This window comes from Methylibium petroleiphilum PM1 (assembly GCF_000015725.1).
GTDB classification, from domain to species: domain Bacteria; phylum Pseudomonadota; class Gammaproteobacteria; order Burkholderiales; family Burkholderiaceae_C; genus Methylibium; species Methylibium petroleiphilum.
In genome coordinates, this window is record NC_008825.1 from 691,951 (window position 1) to 713,793 (window position 21,843).

The following is a 21,843-nucleotide window of genomic DNA, read 5'->3' on the forward strand; positions in this document are numbered from 1 at the left end:
GGCGCGGGGGGCAGCTCGCCGGTGCCTGGGGCACCTCCGGTCTGCCACCGGAAAACCTTGTTGGTTGGTTCGTACTACGCTGGCTCTGCCGCCGCCTCGCGCCGCCTGCCGCTCACCTTGGGAGCCGGCCCGGCCGCTCGACGCGGCGTTGCATCACCGAATACCTGCCGCCGATCCGGCTGCAGGGCCCACGCCACGGCGAAGTGACCGCTAAACTCAAGCAAATCAATCACTTACGGCGCACACGTGGTGCAACGCATTATAGGAGGCAAAGCGGCCCCGGCGCGCAAGGCCTCGCGAGCCCCGGTGGCTGCCCCGCACCCGGTCGCCAGCCCGGCCGCGCGACCACCGCCGGCCCCCGCGGTGAGACACCTGACGGTCGGCGAAGACGGCGCCGGCCAGCGGCTCGACAACTACCTCGTCAAGACGCTCAAGGGCGTGCCGAAGACGCACGTCTACCGCATCATCCGCAGCGGCGAGGTGCGGGTGAACCGGGGCCGCGCCGCCGCCGACACGCGGCTCGCGGCCGGCGATGAACTGCGCCTGCCGCCGGTGCGGATGGCCACCCCGGCCGAGCGCGAGGCTGCGCCGCCCCGCGAGTTCCCGGTCGTTCACGAGGACGAGCACCTGCTGGTGATCGACAAGCCGGCCGGCGTGGCCGTGCACGGCGGCAGCGGCGTGAGCTTCGGCGTCATCGAGCAGCTGCGCCGGGCCCGGCCGCAGGCGAAGTTCCTGGAGTTGGTGCACCGCCTCGACCGCGAGACCTCCGGCCTGCTGCTGCTCGCCAAGAAGCGCAGCGCACTCACGCGTCTGCAGGACCAGTTCCGCGCGCGCGAGACCGGCAAGACCTACGCCGCGCTGGTGCCCGGGGCCTGGCCGGCCCGGCACAAGGTGATCGACGCGCCGCTGCACAAGTACCTCGACGGGGCCGGCGAGCGCCGGGTGCGCGTCACCGGCGCGGACGACGAGGACGGCCAACGTTCGATCACGCTGGTGCAGGTGGCCGCCGCCTACGCCGGCTACACCCTGCTCGACGTGACCATCAAGACCGGCCGCACCCACCAGATCCGCGTGCACCTCGCGCACGCCGGCCACGCCATCGTCGGTGACGACAAATACGGCGACTTCGCGCTGAACAAGGCCTTCGCCCGCGGCGAGGCCGTGCCGGCGGTGAAGTTCGACCGCATGTTCCTGCACGCGCGGCGGCTGCGCTTCGAGCACCCCGCGAGCGGCGAGACGATCGAGCTCGAGGCCGCCCTGCCGGCAGAATGCCGGCTCCTCCTGACAGCCCTGCCGCGCGTCGCGGCCCCACCGCCCCCTCCATGAGCGCATTCCGCCCCCGCCAGTTCGACCTCGTCGTGTTCGACTGGGACGGCACGCTGTACGACTCCACCGCGCTGATCGTCAAGTGCATCCAGGCGGCCGCCGCCGACCTCGGCACCGAGGTGCCGGGCGACACCCAGGCCGCCTACGTGATCGGCATGGGCCTGCAGGAGGCGCTGCAGCATGCCGTGCCCGGCCTGCCGCGCGAGCGCTACCCCGAGCTCGGTCAACGCTATCGGCACCACTACTTCGCGCGGCAGCACGAGCTCAGCCTGTTCGCCGGCGCGCTGGACATGCTGCACGCGCTGAAGGCGCGCCAGCACTGGCTGGGCGTGGCCACCGGCAAGTCGCGCCGTGGGCTCGACGAGGCGCTGCACACGGTGCAGCTCCAGGGTCTGTTCGACGCCACCCGCACCGCCGACGAGACCGCGTCCAAGCCGCATCCGCGCATGCTGCAGGAGCTGATGGCCGAGCTGGGCGTCGCGCCGGCCCGCACGCTGATGATCGGCGACACCACGCACGACCTGCAGCTGGCCGCCAACGCCGGCACGGCCAGCGTCGCCGTCAGCTTCGGAGCGCACGAGCCGGCGGCCTTCGAGACCTACGCGCCGCGCTTCGTGGCCCATTCGACGGCCGAGCTCGACCACTGGCTGCGCGCCCATGCCTGAGCCCGCCGACCCCGGCACCGGCGTGCCGCTGTGCGCCTCGTCCGACCTGGCCGAGGGCGGACGGGCCGTGCTGTTCGACGTGCTCGAGCACGGCCAGCCGCTGCGCGCCTTCGTGCTGCGCGTCGACGGCCAGCTGGTGGCCTACCTGAACCGCTGCGCCCATGTGCCGGTCGAGATGGATTGGCAGGAAGGCGAGTTCCTGGACGGTGACCGCCGCTACATCGTCTGTTCGATCCACGGCGCCACCTACGAGCCGTCCGACGGCTACTGCATCGCCGGGCCCTGTGGCGGTGCGCGCCTCAAGGCCGTTCGCGTGGCGGAGCGCGACGGCCAGGTGAGTTGGTATCCTTCCGCGGACATCCGGCCCGCCTTCGGCGCCGCTTCCACACCGAGCAGTCCATGAGCAGTTTCGACGATCCCGCCGAGCCCACGCTGGGCCCCGCCACGCCCGCCCGCCCCGCGGCCGCCGCCGGCGGCCCCGCGCCCACCAGCGTCGACGGGCGCGTGATCGAGGAGTTCGCGCGTGACTTCCTGAAGGAGCGCCGCAGCGAGCGGCGCTGGCGCGCGTTGCGACGGCTCGCCTGGCTGGTGATCTTCGCGCTCATCGCCTGGGCCCTGATCACGCAGCAGCGCAATGCCGCCGTGCCGAGCGGGCCGCACACCGCGCTGATCGAGATCCGCGGCGAGATCGCCGCAGAGGCGCTGGCAAGCGCCGAGGGCATCAATGCCGCGCTGCGCACCGCCTTCGAGGACGCCGGCGCCCAGGCCGTGGTGCTGCGCATCAACTCGCCCGGCGGCAGCCCGGTGCAGGCCGGCCTCGTGACCGACGAGATCAGGCGCCTGAAGGGGCTGCACGCCGACAAGAAGCTCTATGCGGTGTGCGAGGAACTGTGTGCCTCGGCGGCCTACTACATCGCCGCGGTGGCCGACGAGATCTTCGTCGACAAGGCGTCCATCGTCGGCTCGATCGGCGTGCTGATGGACGGCTTCGGATTCACCGGCACGATGGAGAAGCTCGGCGTCGAACGCCGCCTCATCACCGCCGGCGACAACAAGGGCCTGCTCGACCCCTTCTCTCCGCTGAGCGAGGCCCACAAGGCCTATGCGCAGGCGATGGTCAACCAGATCCACCAGCAGTTCATCAAGGTGGTGAAGGACGGCCGCGGCGCGCGCCTGAAGGAGGCGCCCGAGACCTTCTCCGGCCTGTTCTGGAGCGGCGAGTCGGCGGTGCAGCAGGGTCTGGCCGACCGGCTCGGCAGCCTGGACTACGTGGCGCGCGAGGTGGTCAAGGCCGAAGAGGTGATCGACTACACCCCCAAGGAGAACGTGGCCGAGCGCCTGGCCAAGCGCTTCGGCGCCGCGGTCGGCGCCGGCGCGGCCAAGGCGCTCGCGGGACCGTCGCTGCGCTGACGGCCGGAATTGCCGGCCTGTTCGGCGCTTCGACCGTCCTGCAAGTCTTCCAGAATCCTCCGAGGGCGGCGTTTGCCGCCCGCCCCCCCGCGCACGCGCGGACGCAGCATGGACGGAGACCGGGCGGTGGCCCCGAGCAGGATGACGAACGACCCGATGGCCAGCGGCGGTTTTCCACCGACCCCGCGCGCGCAGCCCGAGCGGCCCGAGCGGTCGCTGGCGGCCTCGCTCGCGCTGCTCGCCGTCCTGCACTTCGTGTTCGCCTACGGCGCGATCCACCTGTCCCGTCAGCCGGGCAGCGTCGCCACGCTCTGGTATGCCAATGCGGTGGTCGCGGTCGTGCTGCTGTCGCGCCGGCGCGCCGAATGGCCGCTGCACCTGCTGGCGATGGCCGTGGCCAATGTCGCCGCCAACCTGTTCAGCGGGCACGCGCCCGGTCTGAGCCTGTCTTTCCTGCTGCCCAATCTGCTGGAGGCCTCGCTCGCGGCTGCACTGCTGCGTCTGGCCGGACCGCCCGCGCGCTGTGTCCAACAGGTCGGAGCGCTGCTGTGGGCGCTGGTGCTGGGGGCCGTCGTGCCGAGTCTCGTCGGCGCCACGATGGGAGCGGCGGTGCTGTCGATGCAGTTCGACGCGCCCGTGGGCTCGCTGTGGTCGGCCTGGTTCGTCGGCACGGTCATCGGTGGCGTGTCGGTGCTGCCGCTGGGCCTGCTGCTGCTGGCGCGTGGCGGTCGGGCGGTGTGGGCGGCGCTGGCCCGGCCCGCGGTGGCCGCGGTGGTGCTGGTCGCGGTCGCGACCGCGGCCTCGGCCTCGGTGTTCTCGCATTTCCGCTACGTCTACGTGTCCGTCGCGCTGATGCTGGTGGCGGCCGTCGGGGGCTTCGCCGGCGCAGCCACCGGCGGCCTGCTCGCCTCGCTGTCGGTCGGCATCGTCATCGCGCTCGGCCTGTTCCAACCCGGGCCGGGCGAGGGCTGGCTGGAGACGGTGGCCTTCTACCTGCCGGTGGTGCTGACGCTGGTGCCGCCGCTGCTGCTGGCCGCTGCGATGGAGCGCAACCGCCAGCATGTCCACGAGATCGAGGACCGCGAGGCGCAGTTCCGCACGCTGTACGAACGCACGCCGGTGATGATGCACTCGGTCGACGTCGAGCGCCGGCTGGTCGCGGTCAACGACGCCTGGCTGGCCCGCCTGGGCTACGAGCGCTCCGAGGTCCTCGGGCGCCGTTCCACCGAGTTCCTGACCGCCGAGTCTCGCGAGCGCGCGGAGCGGTCGATCATTCCACGCTTCATGCGCGAAGGCGAACTGCGCGACATGGACTACCAGATGGTGACCAGGTCCGGCGAGGTGCTCGACGTGCAGATCTCCGCCATCTGGGAGACCGACGCGCACGGGCAGCCTTTGCGCACGCTCGCCGTTCTGAAGGACGTGACCGAGCAGAAGCGTCTGGCGCTCGAGCTGGCGGCCGAGAAGGAGCGCATCGAGGTCACGCTGCACTCGATCGGCGACGGCGTGATCAGCACCGACGAAGCGGGGCGCATCACCTATCTCAATCCGGTGGCAGAGCAGATGGTCGGTTGCCTGCTCGCGCAGGCCCGGGGCCTGCCGTTCGCGCAGGTCGTCCAGCTGTTCGACCAGGAGAGCGGCGCGCCGCTGCCGAGCCCGGTCGAGCAGTGCCTGCAGGACCGCGAGGTCTATGGCGTGCGGGAAAGCGCGGCGCTGCGGCACCGCTCCGGCCGCGACTACGGCGTGCAGATCTCGGCCGCACCGATCGCGGGGCGTGATGGACGGGTGCTCGGCGCGGTGATGGTGTTCCAGGACGTGACCGAGGCCCGCGGCCTGGCGCAGAAGATGTCCTACCTGGCCCATCACGACGGCCTCACCGGCCTGCCCAACCGCGTGCTGTTCCAGGACCGCGTGCACCAGGCCTGCCAGTCCGGACGCCGGCATGGCCGGCGTTTCGCGGTGATCTTCATGGACCTGGACCACTTCAAGCACGTCAACGATTCGCTGGGCCATGCGGTCGGCGACGAGCTGCTGAAGGCGGTGGCACAGCGGCTCACCGGCGCGCTGCGCGCCAGCGACACCATCTGCCGTCTCGGCGGCGACGAATTCGTGGTGCTGCTGTCCGACCTCGACGACGTCGAGGTCGATGGCGTGGCCGAGGTCGCCAAGAAGATCCTGCGGCAGGTGGCCCAGCCGTGCGTGCTGGGTGGCACCGAGGTCAACGTCGGCGCAAGCCTCGGCATCGCGCTGTTCCCGGGCGATGGCGAAGACCCCGACACACTGATGAAGCGTGCGGATGCGGCCATGTACCGGTCCAAGCGCGAAGGCCGCAACCGCTATCACTTCTTCTCGAAGGCGGTCGACGATGCCGCCTCGGCGCGGCTGCAGCTCGAGGCGGACATGCGCCGCGCGCTCGCGGCGGGCCAGTTCATCGTGCACTACCAGCCGGTGGTCCATGGCCGCACGCGCGATGCGGTCGCCGTCGAGGCCCTGTTGCGCTGGGATCGTGCGGGCCAGGGCCTGCAGAGCCCGGCCGTCTTCATCCCGGTGGCCGAGGAGAGCGGCCTGATCGTGCCGATGGGCCACTGGGTCCTGCGCCAGGCCTGCGAGCAGCTGCGGGCGTGGTCGGGCACCGCGCTCGGCGGCATCTCGGTCGCGGTCAACGTCTCGCCGGTGCAGCTGGCGCAGGCAGATTTCGTCGACACCGTGGCCGACGTGCTGCACGCCACCGGCGTCGACGGCAGCCGTCTCGAGTTCGAGATCACCGAGTCCACGCTGATGCAGGACCCCGAGGCCACGCTGGAGATGCTGCGCCGCCTCAAGGGCCTGGGGGTGCGGATCGCGATCGACGACTTCGGCACCGGCTATTCCAGCCTCGGCCACCTCAAGCGCTTTCCGGTCGACACGCTGAAGATCGACCACACCTTCGTGCGCGACCTCGAGGCCGATGCCGATGACCGCGAACTCGTCCGCGCGATCCTCGCCATGGCCCGCAGCCTGCGGCTGCACGTCGTGGCCGAGGGCGTCGAGACCGAGGCCCAGGCCGCGATCCTGGCCGCGATGGAGTGTCCGGCTTTCCAGGGCTACCTGTTCGCCCGGCCCGCCGGCGCCGCCGTGACGGCGGCGTGGCTGCAGGACCGGGCCGCGACGCTCGCGCGGTGACGCCGGGCGCGCGCCGGATTCAGGGCTGCGGCGGGATGCGCAGCACCTGGCCCGGGTAGATCTTGTCCGGGTGCGTCAGCATCGGCTTGTTGGCCTCGAAGATCACCGGGTACTTGTTCGGCGTGCCGTAGAACTGCTTCGAGATCTTCGACAGGTTGTCGCCCTTCACCACGGTGTAGTACTGCGCCTCGGGCGTGGGCGTCGCCACCGTGAGCCGGTCGTTCACCGCCACCACGTTCTCGACGTTGCCGCAGCACAGCAGCACTTTCTCCTTGGTGGCCTGGTCGGGGGCCTCGCCCGAGACCGTGACCGTCGCGCTGGCACCGTCGAAGCCGACAGCCAGGCCGTCGACCTTCAGGCCCTGCGCCTGGATGTAGCTCACGATGGCGTCGCCGGCAGCCTTGTTCAGCCGCTCCAGGTTCTCGGGACTGGGGGCCTGCTTTGCGGCCTCCTGCGCTGCCTTGGCCTCGCCCTTGCCGAACAGCTTTTCTCCGGCTTCCTTGATGAAACTCATCAGGCCCATGGCGTTGTCCTTTCGTGGTGGATAGAGAAGGGGGAGTGCCGACTCTAAACCCACCGCGACCCGGCGCCGATGAAAGACCGCCTACCCCCGCGGGGCAGGGGGCTCAGGCCGCGTGCAGCAGTCCGCGACGCTCGATGAAGCTCACCACCTCGGCCAGGCCAGCGCGGGTCTTCAGGTTGGTCATCACGTAGGGCCGCGAACTCGCATGGGCCGGCCGCATGCGCTGCGTGTCGGCCTCCATGACGGCCAGGTCGGCGCCGACGTGCGGCGCAAGATCGGTCTTGTTGATGACGAACAGGTCGCTCTTGGTGATGCCGGGGCCGCCCTTGCGCGGGATCTTCTCGCCGGCGGCGACATCGATCACGTAGATCGTCAGGTCGCTGAGCTCGGGGCTGAAGGTGGCCGCGAGGTTGTCGCCGCCGGACTCGATGAACACGATGTCGGCGTTCGGGAACTTCGCCAGCATGCGGTCCACCGCCTCGAGATTGATCGACGCATCCTCGCGGATCGCCGTGTGCGGGCAGCCGCCGGTCTCCACACCCATGATGCGTTCGGGCTCCAGCGCGCCCGACACCGTGAGCAGGCGCTGGTCTTCCTTGGTGTAGATGTCGTTGGTCACGACCACCAGGTCCCAGCGCTCGCGCATGCTCTTGCAGAGCATCTCCACCAGCGTGGTCTTGCCGGAGCCGACGGGGCCGCCGACGCCCACGCGCAGGGGGGGCAGCTTCTTGCTGCGGTGGGGGATCGAATGCAATGCGCTCATGGCGGTGATGATGCACGAAGCGCGCCACCGGCCACGCCGTGGCCCCGCTCGCTCAGGAGCGGAACAGCCGCGAGTACTGTGTCTCGTGGCGGGCCGACAGCACCGCGAGCATTGGCGTGAAGGCCATGCGTTCGCCGTCACGCAGCACGAGCGCCGCGTCCACGGTCGCGGGGATGGCCTCGACCAGCGCACCGAGCATGCGCTGGCCGGCGCTCTGGCCCAATGGCACCGCCTTGATCGCCGCCTGCACCATGTTCTCGGCCCAACCGAAGGCGTAGGCCAGCGCCACCTCGCGCAGGCTCGCGGGCGTGCCGGCCGCGGCCAGCGCGAACGCCACCGGATAGCTGGGCGCGGGCGGCAGCGCGAGCAGGCGCGCCAGGGCTGCAGCGTCGGTGCCGGGCCGCTGCTGCAGCCAGGCACCGAGCGAGCGGCCCATCTGCTCGGTCTGCAGCCGCAGCTCGGCGCTCTCGCGGGTGGACAACAGCCAGTCGTTGAGTTCCCGCACCCGCGTCGCGTCGCCGCGCCGCCAGGCCGCCACGGCCTGGGCCACCACCGCCAGCTCGCCACGCCCGAGGCCCAGCAGCAGCTGATCGAGCAGCCAGGCCTGTGCCGTGGCCTCGTCGCTCACCAGGCCGGCCTCGACCGCCGGCTCCAGGCCCTCGGAATAGCTGAAGCCGCCCACCGGCAGGGCCGGCGAAGCCAGCCACATCAGGGCCAACAGTGTGGCGGCGCCGGTCGGCGCGGCCGGACGGCGCACGCGCGGCATCGCTCAGTGGTGATGGCCGGAGCCGTGATCGTGGTCGTGCCCGCAGCCGGGGCCGTGCACGTGTGGTGCCGGTGCGGCGGCCTTGATGGCCACGCCGACCGGCCGGCCACGCGGCGTCGGCGCCGGGGTGCTGGCCTGCGCGGGTCCGTGGTCGTGGTCGTGCGCGTGATCGTGCCCGGCGTGGCCATGCCCGTGCGCGGCCGCCTCGCCGTAGGCGCCGCTCTCGGGCTCGAACGGCGCCTGCGCCTCGCTGACGATCAGGTGCATGGCGCGCAACATGTCGGCCAGCACATGGTCGGGCTCGAGCTGCAGGCGGTCGGGCTGCAGCTCCAGCGGCACATGGCGGTTGCCGAGGTGGTAGGCGGCGCGCAGCAGGTCGAAGGCCGAGCCGTGTTCGCTGCAATGCCTCACCACCAGCACCGACTGGGGCGCGGCGATCACGCGGACCAGCGAACCGTCCTCGGCCACCAGCACGTCGCCGCCGCGCACCACGCTGCCGCGCGGCAGGAACACGCCGAGCGCGCGGCCCTGCGAGTCGGTGGCATCGAAGCGGCTCTTCTGGCGCACGTCCCAGTCGAGTTCCACCGTCGCGGCGCGCTTCAGCAGCGCGGGTGCGAGGCCCGCGCCGCGCGCGAGCAGTTTGTTGAGGGTCAGCATGGCGCGAGTATGCCCCTGGCTGCGCGCCACCGTAGGCCACGGCCTACAGGCCGACCCGCCGCCGGCCGATGGCGGCGACGGCCCGGCCGCGTCACGCTCGCAGTTCGCGCCCGCCCCTCCGCGCCGCGCGCCGCCGAGATCCGATGCCGACCCGTTTCCCGTCCCTGCTGCGCCGTCTGGCGATCGTCTTGCTCGCGCTGGCGATCGCGCTCGCGGTCGCGTGGATCGTGCCCTGGAAGCTCAACCCGCTGCGGGGCTGGATCGGTGAGCGGGTGCAGGCGGCCACCGGCCGCACGCTGGTGATCGACGGCGACCTGTGGTGGCGCTTCGGTCGCCATGGACGGCTCACCGCGGAGGGCCTGCGGATCGGCAACCCGGCCTGGGCCGGGCGCGCCGATTTCCTGCAAGCGCGCCGCGTCGAGCTTGAGGTGGCACTGTGGCCGCTGCTGCGCGGGCGCATCGTGCTGCCGCACGTGCGCGCCGAGCAGCCCGACCTGTGGCTGGAGCGCGCGCCGGACGGCCGCCGCACCTGGCGGCTGGAGCGCGCGCAGAACGACGGGAAGCGCACCCTGTTCCTTGGCAGCGTGGCGCTGGACCGCGGCGTCGTCACCTATGCCGAAACCGCGCGGCGCGCCGAGGTGCGCTTCGCGGTGCAGACCCGCGTCGACGGGGGTCGCCCGCGCCTGCAGGCGGAGGCCAGTGGCCGCTGGAACGACCTGCCGGTGAAGGGCCGCGCGGAAGGCGACGAGGTGCTGCAGCTGCGCAACGAGGACCAGCCCTATGCCTTCGAGCTCGACGGGCGCATCGGCGGCACCGCGATCGCCGCGAACGGCAGCATCGTGCGGCCGCGCGAGCCGCAGCGCGCCGACCTGCGGATCGAGCTCGCCGGCAGCTCGCTCGGCGAATGGCACCGCATTGCCGGAGTCGGCCTGCCCGACACGCCTCCCTACAAGACCGAGGGACGGCTGCGCTTCGATGGCACACGCTGGACCTACGAGGACTTCAAGGCGGTTGTCGGCCGCAGCGACCTCGGCGGCCGTGTCGCCTTCGAGCGCCGTGCGCCGCGCTCGCTGTTCAGCGGCGAGCTGGTGTCGAGCTCGCTCGACCTGGCCGATTTCGGCCCGGTGATCGGCAAGGCACGCCCGGCCGCAAGAAGGGCCGTGCCGGCCACGAGCGCGAAGAAGACACCGGCCGCCGCGGCCGCCGCGTCCGCTGCGTCGGCGCCGTCGTCCGACGGCCCGCGCCGCGTGCTGCCCCAGCAGCGCTTCGACGCCGACAAGTGGGGCACGCTCGACGCCGAGGTGCATTTCGTCGGCCAGGAGGTGCGCAACCTCGGCAGCTTCCCGATCGGCAAGCTCGACTTCCGCGTGAAGATGGACGATCGTCGCCTGACGCTCTCGCCGCTGCTGCTGCAGCTCGGCGGCGGGCGGCTCGACGGCGACCTGCACATCGACGGCCGCGTGCAGCCGATGGCGGCGCAGCTCGACCTGAAGCTGCGCCGCCTGCAGCTCGACACGCTGCTGCCGCAGCTGCGCAGCACCAAGAGCGCGCTGGGCGCGATCAACGGTCGGCTCGTGCTCGCCGGCCAGGGCCAGTCGTTCGCCCAGATGCTGGGCAGCGCCGATGGCGAGGCCCAGCTCGCGATGGGCCGCGGGCAGGTCAGCAACCTGCTGCTCGAGTTGCTGGACCTCGACGCCTACGAGGCACTGAGCTTCCTGGTGCGAGGTGACCGCTCGGTCGAGGTGCGCTGCGCGCTGGTCGACGTCGGCTTCCAGCGCGGGCAGATGAGCACGCGCGCCGCGGTGTTCGACACCGTGGACACGGTGATCGAGGCGCGCGGCCGGGCCGACTTCACGAACGAGCAGCTCGACCTGCGCGTCACGCCCACGGCCAAGGACCTGAGCCCGCTGAGCGCCCGCGTGCCGTTCGACGTGAAGGGCCCGTTCGCGAAGCCGCAGGTGTCGCCCGACAAGGCGCGACTGCTGGCGCGCGGCGGTGGCGCATTGCTGCTCGGACTGATCAACCCGCTCGCCGCGATCATCCCGCTGATCGAGACCGGCCCCGGCGAGGACCGCGACTGCCGGGCCCTGATGGCGCGCGCCACACAGGAGGGTCTGCCGCCCGGGGCCCCGCCGGGGCCCGCGGATCAGAAGAGGAAATAGCGCTGCGTCATCGGCAGGGCGGTGGCCGGCTCGCAGGTCAGCAGCTGGCCGTCGGCGCGCACCTGGTAGGTCTGGGCGTCGACCTCCATGCGCGGCAGGTAGGCGTTGTGCACCATGTCGCCCTTCTTGACGGTGCGGCACTGCTTCACCGCCGAGAGCGGCTTGCGCAGGCCGTACACGCTGCCCACCTCCGAGGCCAGCGCGGCCTGGCTCACGAAGCTGAGCGAACCGCGCGTGAGCGCGCCACCGAAGGCACCGAACATCGGCCGGTAGTGCACCGGCTGCGGCGTCGGGATGCTGGCGTTGGCATCGCCCATCAGCGCCGACGCGATGAAGCCGCCCTTCATCACCAGCGAAGGCTTCACGCCGAAGAAGGCCGGCCGCCAGAACACCAGGTCGGCCCACTTGCCGACCTCGATGCTGCCGACCTCGTGGCTGACGCCGTGTGCGATGGCCGGGTTGATCGTGTACTTGGCCACGTAGCGTTTGGCGCGGCCGTTGTCGTGGCGCTCCGGGTCGCCCGGCAGCTTGCCGCGCTGGACCTTCATCTTGTGCGCGGTCTGCCAGCAGCGCAGCACCACCTCGCCGACGCGACCCATGGCCTGCGAGTCCGAGCTGAACATGCTGATCGCGCCCAGGTCGTGCAGGATGTCCTCGGCCGCGATGGTCTCGCGGCGGATGCGGCTCTCGGCGAAGGCCAGGTCCTCGGCGATCGCCGCGTCGAGGTGGTGGCAGACCATCAGCATGTCGACATGCTCGTCGAGCGTGTTGACGGTGTAGGGCATCGTCGGGTTGGTGGAGGACGGCAGGAAGTTCGCTTCGCCCACCACGCGCAGGATGTCGGGCGCGTGGCCGCCGCCGGCGCCCTCGGTGTGGAAGGCGCACAGCGTGCGGCCCTTGGTCGCGCCGATGGTGTCCTCGACGAAGCCCGACTCGTTCAGCGTGTCGCTGTGGATCGCCACCTGCACGTCGCCCTCGTCGGCCACCGACAGGCAGCAGTCGATCGCGGCCGGCGTCGTGCCCCAGTCCTCGTGCAGCTTGAGGCCGATCACACCGGCCTCGACCTGCTGGCGCAGTGCCTCGGGGCGGCTCGCGTTGCCCTTGCCGAAGAAGCCCAGGTTCATCGGGAAGGCGTCGGCCGCCCGCAGCATGTTGGCGATGTTCTCCGGCCCCGGCGTGCAGGTGGTCGCGAAGGTGCCGGTGGCCGGCCCGGTGCCGCCGCCGAGCATGGTGGTCACGCCGCTGGAGAGCGCCTCCTCGATCTGCTGCGGGCAGATGAAGTGGATGTGGCAGTCGATGCCGCCGGCGGTCACGATCAGGCCCTCGCCTGCGATCACCTCGGTGCCCGGGCCGATGACGATGTCGATGCCCGGCTGCACGTCCGGGTTGCCGGCCTTGCCGATCGCGGCGATGCGCTGGCCGCGCAGGCCGATGTCGGCCTTCACGATGCCCCAGTGGTCGAGGATCAGCGCATTGGTCACCACGCAGTCCACCGCGTCGTGCGGCCCGGGGCCGTTGGGCCGCTGGCTCTGGCCCATGCCGTCGCGGATGACCTTGCCGCCACCGAACTTCACTTCTTCTCCGTAGCCGCCGGCGCGCAACGTGTAGTCGGCCTCGACCTCGATAACGAGTTCGGTGTCGGCCAGCCGCACGCGGTCGCCCACCGTCGGTCCGTACATCTCCGCGTAGGCGCGGCGTCCGATGGTGGCCATGTCAGAGCTTTCCTTGCACGAGGCCGCGGAAGCCGTAGACCGTGCGGTCGCCGGCGTAGTCGACCAGCTCGACAGTGCGCTGCTGGCCGGGCTCGAAGCGCACTGCGGTGCCCGAGGCGATGTTGAGCCGCATGCCGTGGGCCGCGGCGCGGTCGAAGCGCAGCGCGCCGTTGGTCTCGGCGAAGTGGTAGTGCGAGCCGACCTGGATCGGCCGGTCGCCACCGTTCTCGATCACCAGCGTCAGCGTGCGGCGATCGGGGTTCAGCACATGGTCCGGTCCGTCGGACGGCAACAGCTCTCCAGGCGTCATGTGAGCGGCCTCATGCAATGGGTTGGTGCACGGTCACCAATTTGGTGCCGTCCGGGAAGGTCGCCTCGACCTGGATGTCCGGGATCATCTCGGCCACGCCGTCCATCACGTCGGCCCGGGTCAGCACCTGCTGGCCCGCGCTCATCAGCTGGGCCACGCTCTGCCCGTCGCGGGCGCCTTCCAGGATCGCGGCGGTGATCAGCGCCACGGCCTCCGGGTGGTTGAGCTTCAGGCCCCGGGCCCGGCGCCGTTCGGCCAGCAGCGCGGCGGTGAAGATCAGCAGCTTGTCTTTCTCGCGGGGCGTCAGGTCCATGGCGGGGCGCTGTGAGCAGGATGGATGCCATGCTAGTGCACCGGCGTCCGGGCCGGCTGGTGCGGTTCTTGATCGGTGAGGTACAACCCTGCTGCCCATGCCGTCCCACCCCGCCGCCCTGCCGCCTGCTTCCGACACGCCGCCCGCCGCGCCGGTGCAGCGCGTGATCAAGCTGCGCCGCGACTACAACAGCTGGGTCGCGCGCGAGACCATGGAGGACTACGCGCTGCGCTTCACGCCGCGCGCCTTCCGCAAGTGGTCGGCCTGGCGGGTGGCCAACACCGCCATCGGCGGCGCCGCGTCCTTCCTGGTGCTGGAGGCGGTGGGGGCCACGCTGCTGGTCCAGCACGGCTTCGTCAACGCGGCGCTGGCGATCCTGGTGACCGGCCTGGTGATCTTCCTGGCCGGGCTGCCGGTCAGCGTCTACGCGGCGCGTCACGGCGTCGACATGGACCTGCTGACGCGCGGCGCCGGTTTCGGCTATATCGGCTCCACGCTCACCTCGCTGATCTACGCGAGCTTCACCTTCATCTTCTTCGCGCTCGAGGCCGCGGTGATGGCGTATGCGCTGGAGCTGGCCTTCGATATCCCGCCGGCCTGGGGCTACCTGATCTGCGCGGTGGTCGTGATCCCGCTGGTGACCCACGGCGTCACCGCGATCAGCCGGCTGCAGGTCTGGACCCAGCCGCTGTGGCTGGCGATGCTGGTCGCGCCCTATGTCTACGTGTTCGCCGAGAACCCGGGCGTCGTCGACGGCCTGCTCGCGTACGGCGGCGAGAAGGGCGTGGCCGGCTTCTCGTGGCTGCACTTCGGCGCGGCCACCACGGTGGGCATTGCGCTCATCACGCAGATGGGCGAGCAGGCCGACTACCTGCGCTTCATGCCGGAGAAGCGCGCCGGCCAGCGCGGCCGCTGGTGGCTGGGCGTGCTGGTCGGCGGGCCGGGCTGGGTGCTGCCGGGCGTGCTGAAGATGCTGGGCGGCACGCTGCTGGCGTGGCTGGCCATCAGCCACATGGTGCCGCTGGACCGCGCGGTCGACCCCAACCAGATGTACCTCGCGGCCTACGAGCACGTGTTCCCGCACTACGGCCTGGCGGTCGCGGCGACCGCGCTGTTCGTCGTGATCTCGCAGCTCAAGATCAACGTCACCAACGCCTACGCCGGCTCGCTGGCCTGGAGCAACTTCTTCGCGCGCCTCACCCACAGCCACCCGGGCCGCGTGGTGTGGATGGTGTTCAACACCGCGATCGCGCTGATGCTGATGGAGCTCAATGTCTTCCAGGCCATCGGCAGCGTGCTCGGGCTGTACAGCAACGTCGCGATCGCCTGGATGATGGCCGTGGTGGCCGACCTGGTGGTCAACAAGCCACTGGGCCTGAGCCCGCCCGGCATCGAGTTCCGCCGCGCTCACCTCTACGACGTCAACCCGGTCGGCGTGGGTGCGATGGGCATCGCCTCGCTGCTGTCGATCACCGCGCACATCGGCCTGTACGGACCCATGGCGCAGGCCTGGTCGGCGGCCATCGCGATGGTCACCGCCTTCGCCGCCGCGCCGCTGATCGCCTGGGCCACGAAGGGCCGCTACTACATCGCCCGCCAGCCCGAGCCGCTGGCGGCCGGCGACGATGGGCGTTACCCGCGCCTCAGCCGCTGCTGCATCTGCGAGCGTGAGTACGAGCGCGACGACATCGCCTCCTGCCCGGCCTACGGCGGGCCGATCTGCTCGCTGTGCTGCACGCTCGACGCGCGCTGCGGCGACCTGTGCAAGCCGCCCGAGGCCAAGCTCGCCGCGCAGTGGTCGGCGGCGCTGCGGCGCCTGCTGCCGCGCGCCGTGTGGCCCTACATCGACACCGGTCTGGGCCACTACCTGCTGTTGATGCTCACCGTGGTGCCGCTGCTCGGCGGCCTGTTCGCGCTGCTCTACCACCAGGAGCTGCGCACGCTGGCCGCCAGCGGCGCGCCGCTCGCGCCGGCGGTGGCCGGTGCGTTGAAGCTGGGCTTCGTGAAGGCCTTCGCTGCGCTGCTGCTGATCGCCGGGACCGTGGCCTGGTGGCTGGTGCTCACGCACAAGAGCCGCGAGGTCGCACAGGAGGAGTCCAACCGCCAGACCGCCGCGCTGCGCACCGAGATCGAGTCGCACCGCCGCACCGACGCGCAGCTGCAGGAGGCCAAGCTGCAGGCCGAGCGCGCGATGCACCAGGCCGAGCAGGCCAACCGCGCCAAGAGCCGCTACATCACCGCCATCAGCCATGAGCTGCGCACGCCGCTCAACAGCATCCTCGGCTATGCGCAGCTGCTGGAGGAGGACGAGGCGATGCCGCCGCACCGCGCGCAGGCGGTGCGCGTGATCCGCCGCGGCGGGGACCACCTCGCCAGCCTGATCGAGGACACGCTGGACCTGGCGCGCATCGAGAGCGGCAAGCTCGCGCTGGAGGTGCGGCCGCTGCGGCTGTGCGAGGCGGTGCAGGAGCTCGCGCGCATGTTCGAGCTGCAGGCGCGCGCCAAGGGCCTGGTGTTCCGCCACGAGATCGAGGGCCCGGACGTGGTGCGCGCCGACGAGAAGCGGCTGCGCCAGATCCTCATCAACCTGCTCGGCAACGCGGTGAAGTTCACCGCGCAGGGCGAGGTGGTATTCCGCATGCGCTACGCGCGCGAGATCGCGCACTTCGAGATCGAGGACTCGGGCCCCGGCATGACGTCCGATGAGCTGGCGCGCGTGTTCGAACCCTTCGAACGCGGCGGCGCGCTGGCCGGCGGCGGGCACGGCACCGGCATCGGCCTCACCATCGCGAAGATGCTGACCGACCTGATGGGCGGCGAGATGACGGTGCGCAGCACGCCCGGCCGCGGCACCGCCTTCGCGATCCGGCTGTTCCTGCCGCAGGCCAGCGAGGCGACGGTGGCGCCCGCGGTGCGCGTGGCGCGCCGCATCGGCTATGCCGGCGCGCGCCGCAGCGTGCTGGTGGTCGACAACGAGGAGGCCGACCGCGGCCTGCTCGCCACGGTGCTGGAGCCGCTGGGTTTCGCGGTGCGCCAGGCGGCCTCCGGCGAGGCGGCCCTGCGCTTGCTGCGCGCCGGCCCGCCGCCCGACGCCATCCTGATGGACCTGGCCATGCCGGGGCTGGACGGCTGGGCCACGATCCGCCAGCTGCGCGAGGAAGGCCTGTGCGAGGCGCCGGTGGCCATCGTCTCGGCCAATGCCTTCGACCGCGGGCTCGACAACGACGTCGGCGTCACGCCGGCCGACTTCTTCGTGAAGCCGGTGCGCGTGACCGACCTGCTGCAGTGGCTGGGCCAGCGTCTGGCGCTCGAATGGATCGATGCGCCACCGCGCCACGCCACGGCCTCCGGCCCGCCGGCGCTCGCCACGCCGGCCGGTCCGCTGCCGGTCGCCGCGTTTGCGCGCCGCGCCGCGCTCGACGAACTGGCGCGGCTGGGCTACCTGCGCGGCCTGCTCGGCGAGCTGAGCGCGATCGAGGCCGAGGACCCGGCCGCCGCGGCCTGGACCGGCCCGGTGCGCGAGCTGGCCCAGCAGTTCCGCTTCGACGCCATCCGTGCGCTGCTGAATCCCCGAGACGAGGAACCCGAAGATGCTGCCGCGGCCGCCTGACTCTCCCGCCGACCCCAACGTGCCGCGCGGGCCGGAGCGCATGCGCCTCGGCGAGAACAGCGACGTGGTGCTGATCGTCGACGACGTGCCGGACAACGTCTCGGTGCTGCACGATGCGCTCGACGAATCCGGCTACACCGTGCTGGTCGCCACCAGCGGCGAGGCCGCGCTGGAACGCGCCGCCCACGCGCGGCCCGACGTGGTGCTGCTCGACGCGCTGATGCCCGGCATGGACGGCTTCGAGGTCGCGCGTCGGCTCAAGCGCGACGCCGCCACCGCGCACATCCCCATCGTCTTCATGACCGGCCTGGCCGAGACCGAGCACGTGGAGGCGGCGTTCGAGGCCGGCGGCGTGGACTACGTGACCAAGCCGATCCGCCCACGCGAGGTCATCGCGCGCATCGCCGCCCATGTGCGCGGCGCGCGCCAGGCACGGCAGGCGCGCAGCGCGCTCGACGCCTTCGGCCACGCCGTCATCACCGTGCGCGCCGGCGACGGCCGCGTGCTGTGGCAGACGCCGCTGGCGCGCGAGCTGCTGCAGGCGCTGGACGCCACGCGCGAGGCCGGCACCCGCGGCCCGGTGCTCAGCGAGACCCTGCTCGACTGGATGCAGGCGCAGGCGGTGCTGGCAGCCACCGAGCAGACCGGCTACCCCATCGTGCTGGCGCGCGAGGGCCGCCGCGTGAGCTTCGCGCTGCACGAGGCCACCGGCGAGGACGAGTGGCTGCTGGTGCTGACCGAGTCGAACGACCGCGCCAGCATCGAGGGCCTGGCGGTCGCGTTCCGGCTCACCGGCCGTGAGGCCGAGGTGCTGCACTGGGTGGCCCAGGGCAAGACCAACCGCGACATCGGCGACATCCTCGGCACCAGCCCGCGCACCGTGCACAAGCACCTGGAGCATGTGTTCGCCAAGCTCGGCGTCGAGACGCGCACCTCCGCGGCGGCGATGGCGCTCGGCAAGCTCAAGCGCGGCGCTGCCTGAGGTGCCGCGGCCGGGCCTCAGGCGAGGTCGTCGTCGGAGAGCGACTTGAACAGGCGGCCCGCCTGCGCCGCCAGCGTGAGCAGGCCGCACACCAGCACCACGGCGCTGCGCTGCGAGGGCCGCATCCCCGAGTCCCACCAGTAGCTGAAGCCGCCTGCCAGCGTGAACAGGCTGCCGAGCACGAGGAAGGCCATGAACAGCAGCCAGCTCACCCACGGCGCCGGGCGCCAGAACAGCAGGTGGCCCCAGGCGGCCAGCGCCACCAGCACGGCGAAGGTCTTCATCGCGACGTGGCCTCGTCGGCGGAAAGGCCGTTCATGGCAGGCGGCCCCAGCGCAGTGCATGCGCCCATTCGGGCCGTGCGCGCTGCTCCGCCAGCACCGCCATCGCCTCGTGGTCGTAGGGCACCGCCAGCAGCTCGGCCGACCAGCGGCCGTCGTCGCCGCGCTCGGCGATCGCGTAGCGCGCGTCCGGCGCGCCGTTCTCGACGGCGTGCGGCCAGGGCTGCGCGTCGCCGTAGGCCGGCAGGCCCACGCTGCCGGGGTTGAGCAGCAGCTGGCCGCGCCGGCTGCGCAGCAGGCGCGGCGTGTGGGTGTGCCCGCAGCACACCAGCGCCGCACGCACCTCGCCCAGGCGCGCCGCCACCTCGTCGGCCGTCGCGGCGCGCAGTCCCTGCGGCGTCACGGTCTCGAAGAAGTAGACGTCGTCGTGCACCGGCGTGCCGTGGCACAGGAAGGCGTCGTCGTCGGCCAGCGCGTGCCGGTGCGTCAGCGTGCGCAGCCAGTCGAGTTCGGCCGTGCCCAGCATCGCATGCGCATAGGCGTCCGAGGGCTCGCGCGGCAGCGCGCCGCCGCCGAGCACGTAGCGCTCGTGGTTGCCGGCCAGCTGCAGCCAGTCCTGCGCCATCAGGAAGCGCGCCGTCTCGCGCGGCAGCAGCGGCCCCGACAGGCTGTCGCCGAGGTTGACCGTGCGGTCCACGCCACGGCGGCCGATGTCGGCCACCACCGCCTCGAGCGCGGCGAGATTGCCGTGGATGTCGGAGACGAAGGCGATGCGCAGGGGCGGCGTCGTCATGCGTCCGGCTCGGTCTGGCCGCGGCAGACGACGGCGAGCTTGTGGCCGTCGGGGTCGCGTACGTAGGCCGCGTAGAAGTCGGCGTTGTACTGCGGGCGCAGGCCCGGCGCGCCCTCCGAGCGGCCGCCGTGCGCCAGCGCCGCGGCGTGGAAGGCGTCCACCTCGGCCCAGCTGCGAGCCTGCAACGCCACCATCGTGCCGTTGCCCACCGTGGCGGGCCGGCCGTCGTAGGGCTCGCACAGCCACAGCGCGATCTCCTTCGCGCCGTGATCCTGGTAGGTGCCCCAGCCGATCCAGCCGTCCCAGTCGGGCTCGTCGCGGGTGTCGCAGCGCTGCAGGCCCAGCGTGGCCATCGTCGCGTCGTAGAAGCGCGCGGCGCGGGGCAGATCGGCGCTGCCGAGGCAGACGTAGGTGAACACCGTGAGCCCCTCCTTTCGGTGCCGCGACGCGCCGCGCGGACTCAGTTGCCGAGGTCGGCCACCGAGTCCACCACCGCCGCGTACAGGTCGCGCGTGGACGCCAGCGCGCCGTCGTGCACCTCGCGCGCTGTCAGCACCTTGCCGTTCGGCCCCTGCAGCGCGCGCGTCGCGGTGGCGCTGGCCACCACCGTCGGCGCGTAGCCGAGGTTGAAGCCGCCGTGCGCGGTGGAGTTGATGCACATGTGCGTCATGAAGCCGGCCAGCACGATCTGCTGGATGCCCAGCGCCTTCAGCCGCTCGTCGAGGTCGGTCTGCACGAAGGAGTTGGGGTAGTGCTTGGTGATGACCGGCTCGCCGGCGATCGGAGCCACCTCGGCCGAGATGGCGCCGATCTCGGCCCGCACGTCGTAGGGCGAGCCGGCGCCGGCGTCGTGCTGGATGTGGAAGATCGGCATCCTGCGCGCGCGGGCGATCTCCAGCAGCTTGCGCGCCTCGACCAGCGCCTCTTCCACGCCGGTCAGCTGCATCACGCCCTGCCGGTAGGTGTTCTGGCAGTCGATCATGATCAGTGCGGCCTCGCCCAGCGCGGCCGGACGGTGGCCGAGGCCGACGAGATCTCTCAAGGTGGTGGACGCGGTGGTCATGCGGGTCTCCTGGTGATGCCTGGCAGGGCTGCCGGCGCGCCGCCATTACACCAAAGTCACGATGGACCCGCGCCTCAGGGCGGATCGCGCGGGCTGCCAGCGTCGGCGGCGATCAGCCCGGCGCCCAGCCCGCCGGCCCCTGCGGCGGCACCGCCACCACCACCCCCGCCGCGCGCATCGCCGCGGCCCCCGCCGTCGCCGTCGCCACGGCCGCCCCGCGGCATGCGGCCCGGCCCCGAGGGCGGCAGCAGCAGGCCGGCCGGAATCGGGTCCAGGCCGAGCTGGGCCCGCACGTCCGAGCGCAGCGCCTCGATCAGCGGCTGCCAGTCCACCGGCTCGCCGCGCCGCAGCCGCAGCGCGCACTGCGCCGCCAGCTCCACCTGCGCCAGCGAGCCGAACAGCACCAGATCGGCCAGCGTCTCCTCGATCTGCGGACCGTGCTCGTCGGCCGCCGGCGAGAACGAACCGGCCAGCGATCGGTAGGCCGCCATCAGCGACTTCAGCCGCTCGGTCTCCTGCCGGTTCTCGCGCTGGCGCCGCTGCTGCACGCGCTGCATCACGAACACACGCACCGCCAGCAGCACCACGGCGAGCAGCAGCGACGCGATCAGCGTCAGCGGCAGCGGGCCCAGGTCGGTCAGCCTCATCGCGGCACCCAGCCTCCACACACCGGGAACACCTGGCCCACGAAGCAGTCGGCCGGCTCGCTGCACAGGTAGGCGGCGAACTCGGCATCCTCGCGCGCGCCGACCAGGCGGCCCAGCGGCACCTCGCGCTTCAGGCGCTCCTGGAAGCGCGGGTCGGCCTGCACCTCGGGCGGGAAGTAGGTCGGGTTGTCGACGAAGTTCTGCGCGATCGCGTTCACCCGCACGCCGTGCGGCGCCACCTCGACGCCGACCGCCTGCACATAGGCCAGCTGCGCGCCGCGCGCGGCGCTGTAGGTCGAGCTGTTCTTCATGCCGCGCAGCGCCGCGGCGCTGCCCATCAGCACCACCCGGCCCGCGCGCCGCGCGATCATCTGCGGCAGCACCGCGCGCAGCAGCCGCGGCAGCGGGTCGACCAGCGCGCCGAACACCGCCGCCCACTCGGCATCGGACGACGCCACCGCGCTGGTGCGCGGCGCCGGGATCGCCAGGTTGAGCACCAGCAGGTCCACCACGCCGGCCGCGGCCACCACCCGCGCCGGCGCATCGGCGTCGGCCAGCGGTGAGGTGTCGGCGATCACGTCTGCGCCGTGCGCGGCGAACACCTCGCACAGCGCCGGCCCCATGAAGGCATCGGCCTGGGTGATCAGCGCACGCCGTCCGCTCAGGCTCAGAGGGTTTCCTGTCATGCGTCGGTCCTT

Annotated in this window: 21 protein-coding genes; 8 read left to right on the forward strand and 13 right to left on the reverse strand. The window is 72.0% G+C overall.

Translation table 11 applies throughout. From position 1 onward, the window contains the following. Positions 1-249 precede the first annotated feature (249 nt). The 5 genes from MPE_RS03300 (at position 250) to MPE_RS22630 (ending at position 6,563) form a co-directional block, all read left to right on the forward strand. Positions 250-1,326 carry an RluA family pseudouridine synthase gene (locus MPE_RS03300; protein WP_083768008.1) on the forward strand — a complete coding sequence of 359 codons (1,077 nt, stop codon included), beginning with the start codon at positions 250-252 and terminating at the stop codon, positions 1,324-1,326. Then, positions 1,323-1,991 carry an HAD family hydrolase gene (locus MPE_RS03305; RefSeq protein WP_011828258.1) on the forward strand — a complete coding sequence of 223 codons (669 nt, stop codon included), beginning with the start codon at positions 1,323-1,325 and terminating at the stop codon, positions 1,989-1,991. The genes MPE_RS03300 and MPE_RS03305 overlap by 4 nt, the downstream gene beginning before the upstream one ends. Beyond that, positions 1,984-2,394 carry a Rieske (2Fe-2S) protein gene (locus MPE_RS03310; protein ID WP_011828259.1) on the forward strand — a complete coding sequence of 137 codons (411 nt, stop codon included), beginning with the start codon at positions 1,984-1,986 and terminating at the stop codon, positions 2,392-2,394. Before MPE_RS03305 ends, MPE_RS03310 begins: the two co-directional genes overlap by 8 nt. Then, positions 2,391-3,401: a S49 family peptidase gene (locus MPE_RS03315; RefSeq protein ID WP_011828260.1), complete on the forward strand. Its 1,011-nt coding sequence runs from the start codon at positions 2,391-2,393 to the stop codon at positions 3,399-3,401. The genes MPE_RS03310 and MPE_RS03315 overlap by 4 nt, the downstream gene beginning before the upstream one ends. A gap of 141 nt (positions 3,402-3,542) precedes the next feature. Continuing rightward, positions 3,543-6,563: a bifunctional diguanylate cyclase/phosphodiesterase gene (locus MPE_RS22630; RefSeq protein ID WP_011828261.1), complete on the forward strand. Its 3,021-nt coding sequence runs from the start codon at positions 3,543-3,545 to the stop codon at positions 6,561-6,563. Between the two features lie 19 nt (positions 6,564-6,582). Here the strand turns inward: MPE_RS22630 and lysM are convergent, their stop codons facing one another. From lysM to ureE, 4 genes are all read right to left on the reverse strand, one after another. Beyond that, the gene (gene lysM / locus MPE_RS03325) at positions 6,583-7,086 is read right to left on the reverse strand and encodes a peptidoglycan-binding protein LysM (protein ID WP_036235720.1); all 504 of its coding nucleotides are present in this window, start codon (positions 7,084-7,086) and stop codon (positions 6,583-6,585) included. Positions 7,087-7,189: 103 nt separating this feature from the next. Then, complete coding sequence (ureG, locus tag MPE_RS03330; RefSeq protein WP_011828263.1) at positions 7,190-7,849, reverse strand: urease accessory protein UreG; 660 nt, start codon at positions 7,847-7,849, stop codon at positions 7,190-7,192. A gap of 52 nt (positions 7,850-7,901) precedes the next feature. Continuing rightward, positions 7,902-8,615, reverse strand: a complete 714-nt coding sequence (locus MPE_RS03335; RefSeq protein ID WP_011828264.1) for an urease accessory protein UreF — start codon at positions 8,613-8,615, stop codon at positions 7,902-7,904. A gap of 3 nt (positions 8,616-8,618) precedes the next feature. Further along, complete coding sequence (gene ureE / locus MPE_RS03340) at positions 8,619-9,272, reverse strand: urease accessory protein UreE (protein ID WP_011828265.1); 654 nt, start codon at positions 9,270-9,272, stop codon at positions 8,619-8,621. Positions 9,273-9,415: 143 nt separating this feature from the next. Here ureE and MPE_RS03345 point away from each other — a divergent pair, with 143 nt between their 5' ends. Further along, on the forward strand, positions 9,416-11,434 hold the full coding sequence (locus MPE_RS03345) for an AsmA family protein (RefSeq protein WP_041929515.1): 2,019 nt from the start codon (positions 9,416-9,418) through the stop codon (positions 11,432-11,434). On the opposite strand, the gene ureC is transcribed toward MPE_RS03345, so the two are convergent. Genes ureC through MPE_RS03360 form a run of 3 tightly spaced genes read right to left on the reverse strand, consistent with a single transcriptional unit; the run spans position 11,419 to position 13,769 of the window. Further along, the gene (gene ureC, locus MPE_RS03350; RefSeq protein WP_011828267.1) at positions 11,419-13,146 is read right to left on the reverse strand and encodes an urease subunit alpha; all 1,728 of its coding nucleotides are present in this window, start codon (positions 13,144-13,146) and stop codon (positions 11,419-11,421) included. The two genes, MPE_RS03345 and ureC, sit on opposite strands and share 16 nt — an antisense overlap. Before the next feature lies 1 nt (position 13,147). After that, on the reverse strand, positions 13,148-13,456 hold the full coding sequence (locus tag MPE_RS03355; RefSeq protein ID WP_011828268.1) for an urease subunit beta: 309 nt from the start codon (positions 13,454-13,456) through the stop codon (positions 13,148-13,150). 10 nt (positions 13,457-13,466) lie between these two features. Continuing rightward, positions 13,467-13,769 (reverse strand): urease subunit gamma, encoded by a 303-nt coding sequence (locus tag MPE_RS03360; RefSeq protein ID WP_011828269.1) that lies wholly within the window; start codon positions 13,767-13,769, stop codon positions 13,467-13,469. A gap of 97 nt (positions 13,770-13,866) precedes the next feature. Between MPE_RS03360 and MPE_RS03365 the strand changes: the two genes are divergently transcribed. Next, on the forward strand, positions 13,867-17,379 hold the full coding sequence (locus MPE_RS03365) for a hybrid sensor histidine kinase/response regulator (RefSeq protein ID WP_011828270.1): 3,513 nt from the start codon (positions 13,867-13,869) through the stop codon (positions 17,377-17,379). Next, on the forward strand, positions 17,360-18,361 hold the full coding sequence (locus tag MPE_RS03370; RefSeq protein WP_011828271.1) for a response regulator transcription factor: 1,002 nt from the start codon (positions 17,360-17,362) through the stop codon (positions 18,359-18,361). Before MPE_RS03365 ends, MPE_RS03370 begins: the two co-directional genes overlap by 20 nt. A gap of 17 nt (positions 18,362-18,378) precedes the next feature. On the opposite strand, the gene MPE_RS03375 is transcribed toward MPE_RS03370, so the two are convergent. From MPE_RS03375 to MPE_RS03400, 6 genes are all read right to left on the reverse strand, one after another. Beyond that, positions 18,379-18,645, reverse strand: a complete 267-nt coding sequence (locus tag MPE_RS03375; protein WP_011828272.1) for a hypothetical protein — start codon at positions 18,643-18,645, stop codon at positions 18,379-18,381. 31 nt (positions 18,646-18,676) lie between these two features. Further along, on the reverse strand, positions 18,677-19,435 hold the full coding sequence (locus MPE_RS03380; protein WP_011828273.1) for a metallophosphoesterase family protein: 759 nt from the start codon (positions 19,433-19,435) through the stop codon (positions 18,677-18,679). Then, positions 19,432-19,854 (reverse strand): VOC family protein, encoded by a 423-nt coding sequence (locus tag MPE_RS03385; RefSeq protein ID WP_011828274.1) that lies wholly within the window; start codon positions 19,852-19,854, stop codon positions 19,432-19,434. Before MPE_RS03385 ends, MPE_RS03380 begins: the two co-directional genes overlap by 4 nt. Positions 19,855-19,895: 41 nt before the next feature. Beyond that, positions 19,896-20,498: a cysteine hydrolase family protein gene (locus tag MPE_RS03390; protein WP_011828275.1), complete on the reverse strand. Its 603-nt coding sequence runs from the start codon at positions 20,496-20,498 to the stop codon at positions 19,896-19,898. Positions 20,499-20,572: 74 nt separating this feature from the next. Then, on the reverse strand, positions 20,573-21,145 hold the full coding sequence (locus MPE_RS03395) for a hypothetical protein (RefSeq protein WP_011828276.1): 573 nt from the start codon (positions 21,143-21,145) through the stop codon (positions 20,573-20,575). Continuing rightward, complete coding sequence (locus MPE_RS03400) at positions 21,142-21,831, reverse strand: SDR family oxidoreductase (protein WP_011828277.1); 690 nt, start codon at positions 21,829-21,831, stop codon at positions 21,142-21,144. Before MPE_RS03400 ends, MPE_RS03395 begins: the two co-directional genes overlap by 4 nt. Positions 21,832-21,843: the final 12 nt, after the last annotated feature.

Excerpts from the sequence above, each read along its gene's own strand:
- MPE_RS03355 (WP_011828268.1), bottom strand. The coding sequence starts at position 13,456 with ATGACGCCTGGAGAGCTGTTGCCGTCCGACGGACCGGACCATGTGCTG.
- MPE_RS03375 (WP_011828272.1), bottom strand. The coding sequence starts at position 18,645 with ATGAAGACCTTCGCCGTGCTGGTGGCGCTGGCCGCCTGGGGCCACCTG.
- MPE_RS03390 (WP_011828275.1), bottom strand. The coding sequence starts at position 20,498 with ATGACCACCGCGTCCACCACCTTGAGAGATCTCGTCGGCCTCGGCCAC.
- MPE_RS03370 (WP_011828271.1), top strand. The coding sequence starts at position 17,360 with ATGCTGCCGCGGCCGCCTGACTCTCCCGCCGACCCCAACGTGCCGCGC.
- ureC (WP_011828267.1), bottom strand. The coding sequence starts at position 13,146 with ATGGCCACCATCGGACGCCGCGCCTACGCGGAGATGTACGGACCGACG.
- ureG (WP_011828263.1), bottom strand. The coding sequence starts at position 7,849 with ATGAGCGCATTGCATTCGATCCCCCACCGCAGCAAGAAGCTGCCCCCC.
- MPE_RS03345 (WP_041929515.1), top strand. The coding sequence starts at position 9,416 with ATGCCGACCCGTTTCCCGTCCCTGCTGCGCCGTCTGGCGATCGTCTTG.
- MPE_RS03395 (WP_011828276.1), bottom strand. The coding sequence starts at position 21,145 with ATGAGGCTGACCGACCTGGGCCCGCTGCCGCTGACGCTGATCGCGTCG.
- MPE_RS03380 (WP_011828273.1), bottom strand. The coding sequence starts at position 19,435 with ATGACGACGCCGCCCCTGCGCATCGCCTTCGTCTCCGACATCCACGGC.
- MPE_RS03305 (WP_011828258.1), top strand. The coding sequence starts at position 1,323 with ATGAGCGCATTCCGCCCCCGCCAGTTCGACCTCGTCGTGTTCGACTGG.
- MPE_RS03335 (WP_011828264.1), bottom strand. The coding sequence starts at position 8,615 with ATGCCGCGCGTGCGCCGTCCGGCCGCGCCGACCGGCGCCGCCACACTG.
- MPE_RS03400 (WP_011828277.1), bottom strand. The coding sequence starts at position 21,831 with ATGACAGGAAACCCTCTGAGCCTGAGCGGACGGCGTGCGCTGATCACC.
- MPE_RS03360 (WP_011828269.1), bottom strand. The coding sequence starts at position 13,769 with ATGGACCTGACGCCCCGCGAGAAAGACAAGCTGCTGATCTTCACCGCC.
- MPE_RS22630 (WP_011828261.1), top strand. The coding sequence starts at position 3,543 with ATGACGAACGACCCGATGGCCAGCGGCGGTTTTCCACCGACCCCGCGC.
- lysM (WP_036235720.1), bottom strand. The coding sequence starts at position 7,086 with ATGGGCCTGATGAGTTTCATCAAGGAAGCCGGAGAAAAGCTGTTCGGC.
- ureE (WP_011828265.1), bottom strand. The coding sequence starts at position 9,272 with ATGCTGACCCTCAACAAACTGCTCGCGCGCGGCGCGGGCCTCGCACCC.
- MPE_RS03310 (WP_011828259.1), top strand. The coding sequence starts at position 1,984 with ATGCCTGAGCCCGCCGACCCCGGCACCGGCGTGCCGCTGTGCGCCTCG.
- MPE_RS03315 (WP_011828260.1), top strand. The coding sequence starts at position 2,391 with ATGAGCAGTTTCGACGATCCCGCCGAGCCCACGCTGGGCCCCGCCACG.
- MPE_RS03365 (WP_011828270.1), top strand. The coding sequence starts at position 13,867 with ATGCCGTCCCACCCCGCCGCCCTGCCGCCTGCTTCCGACACGCCGCCC.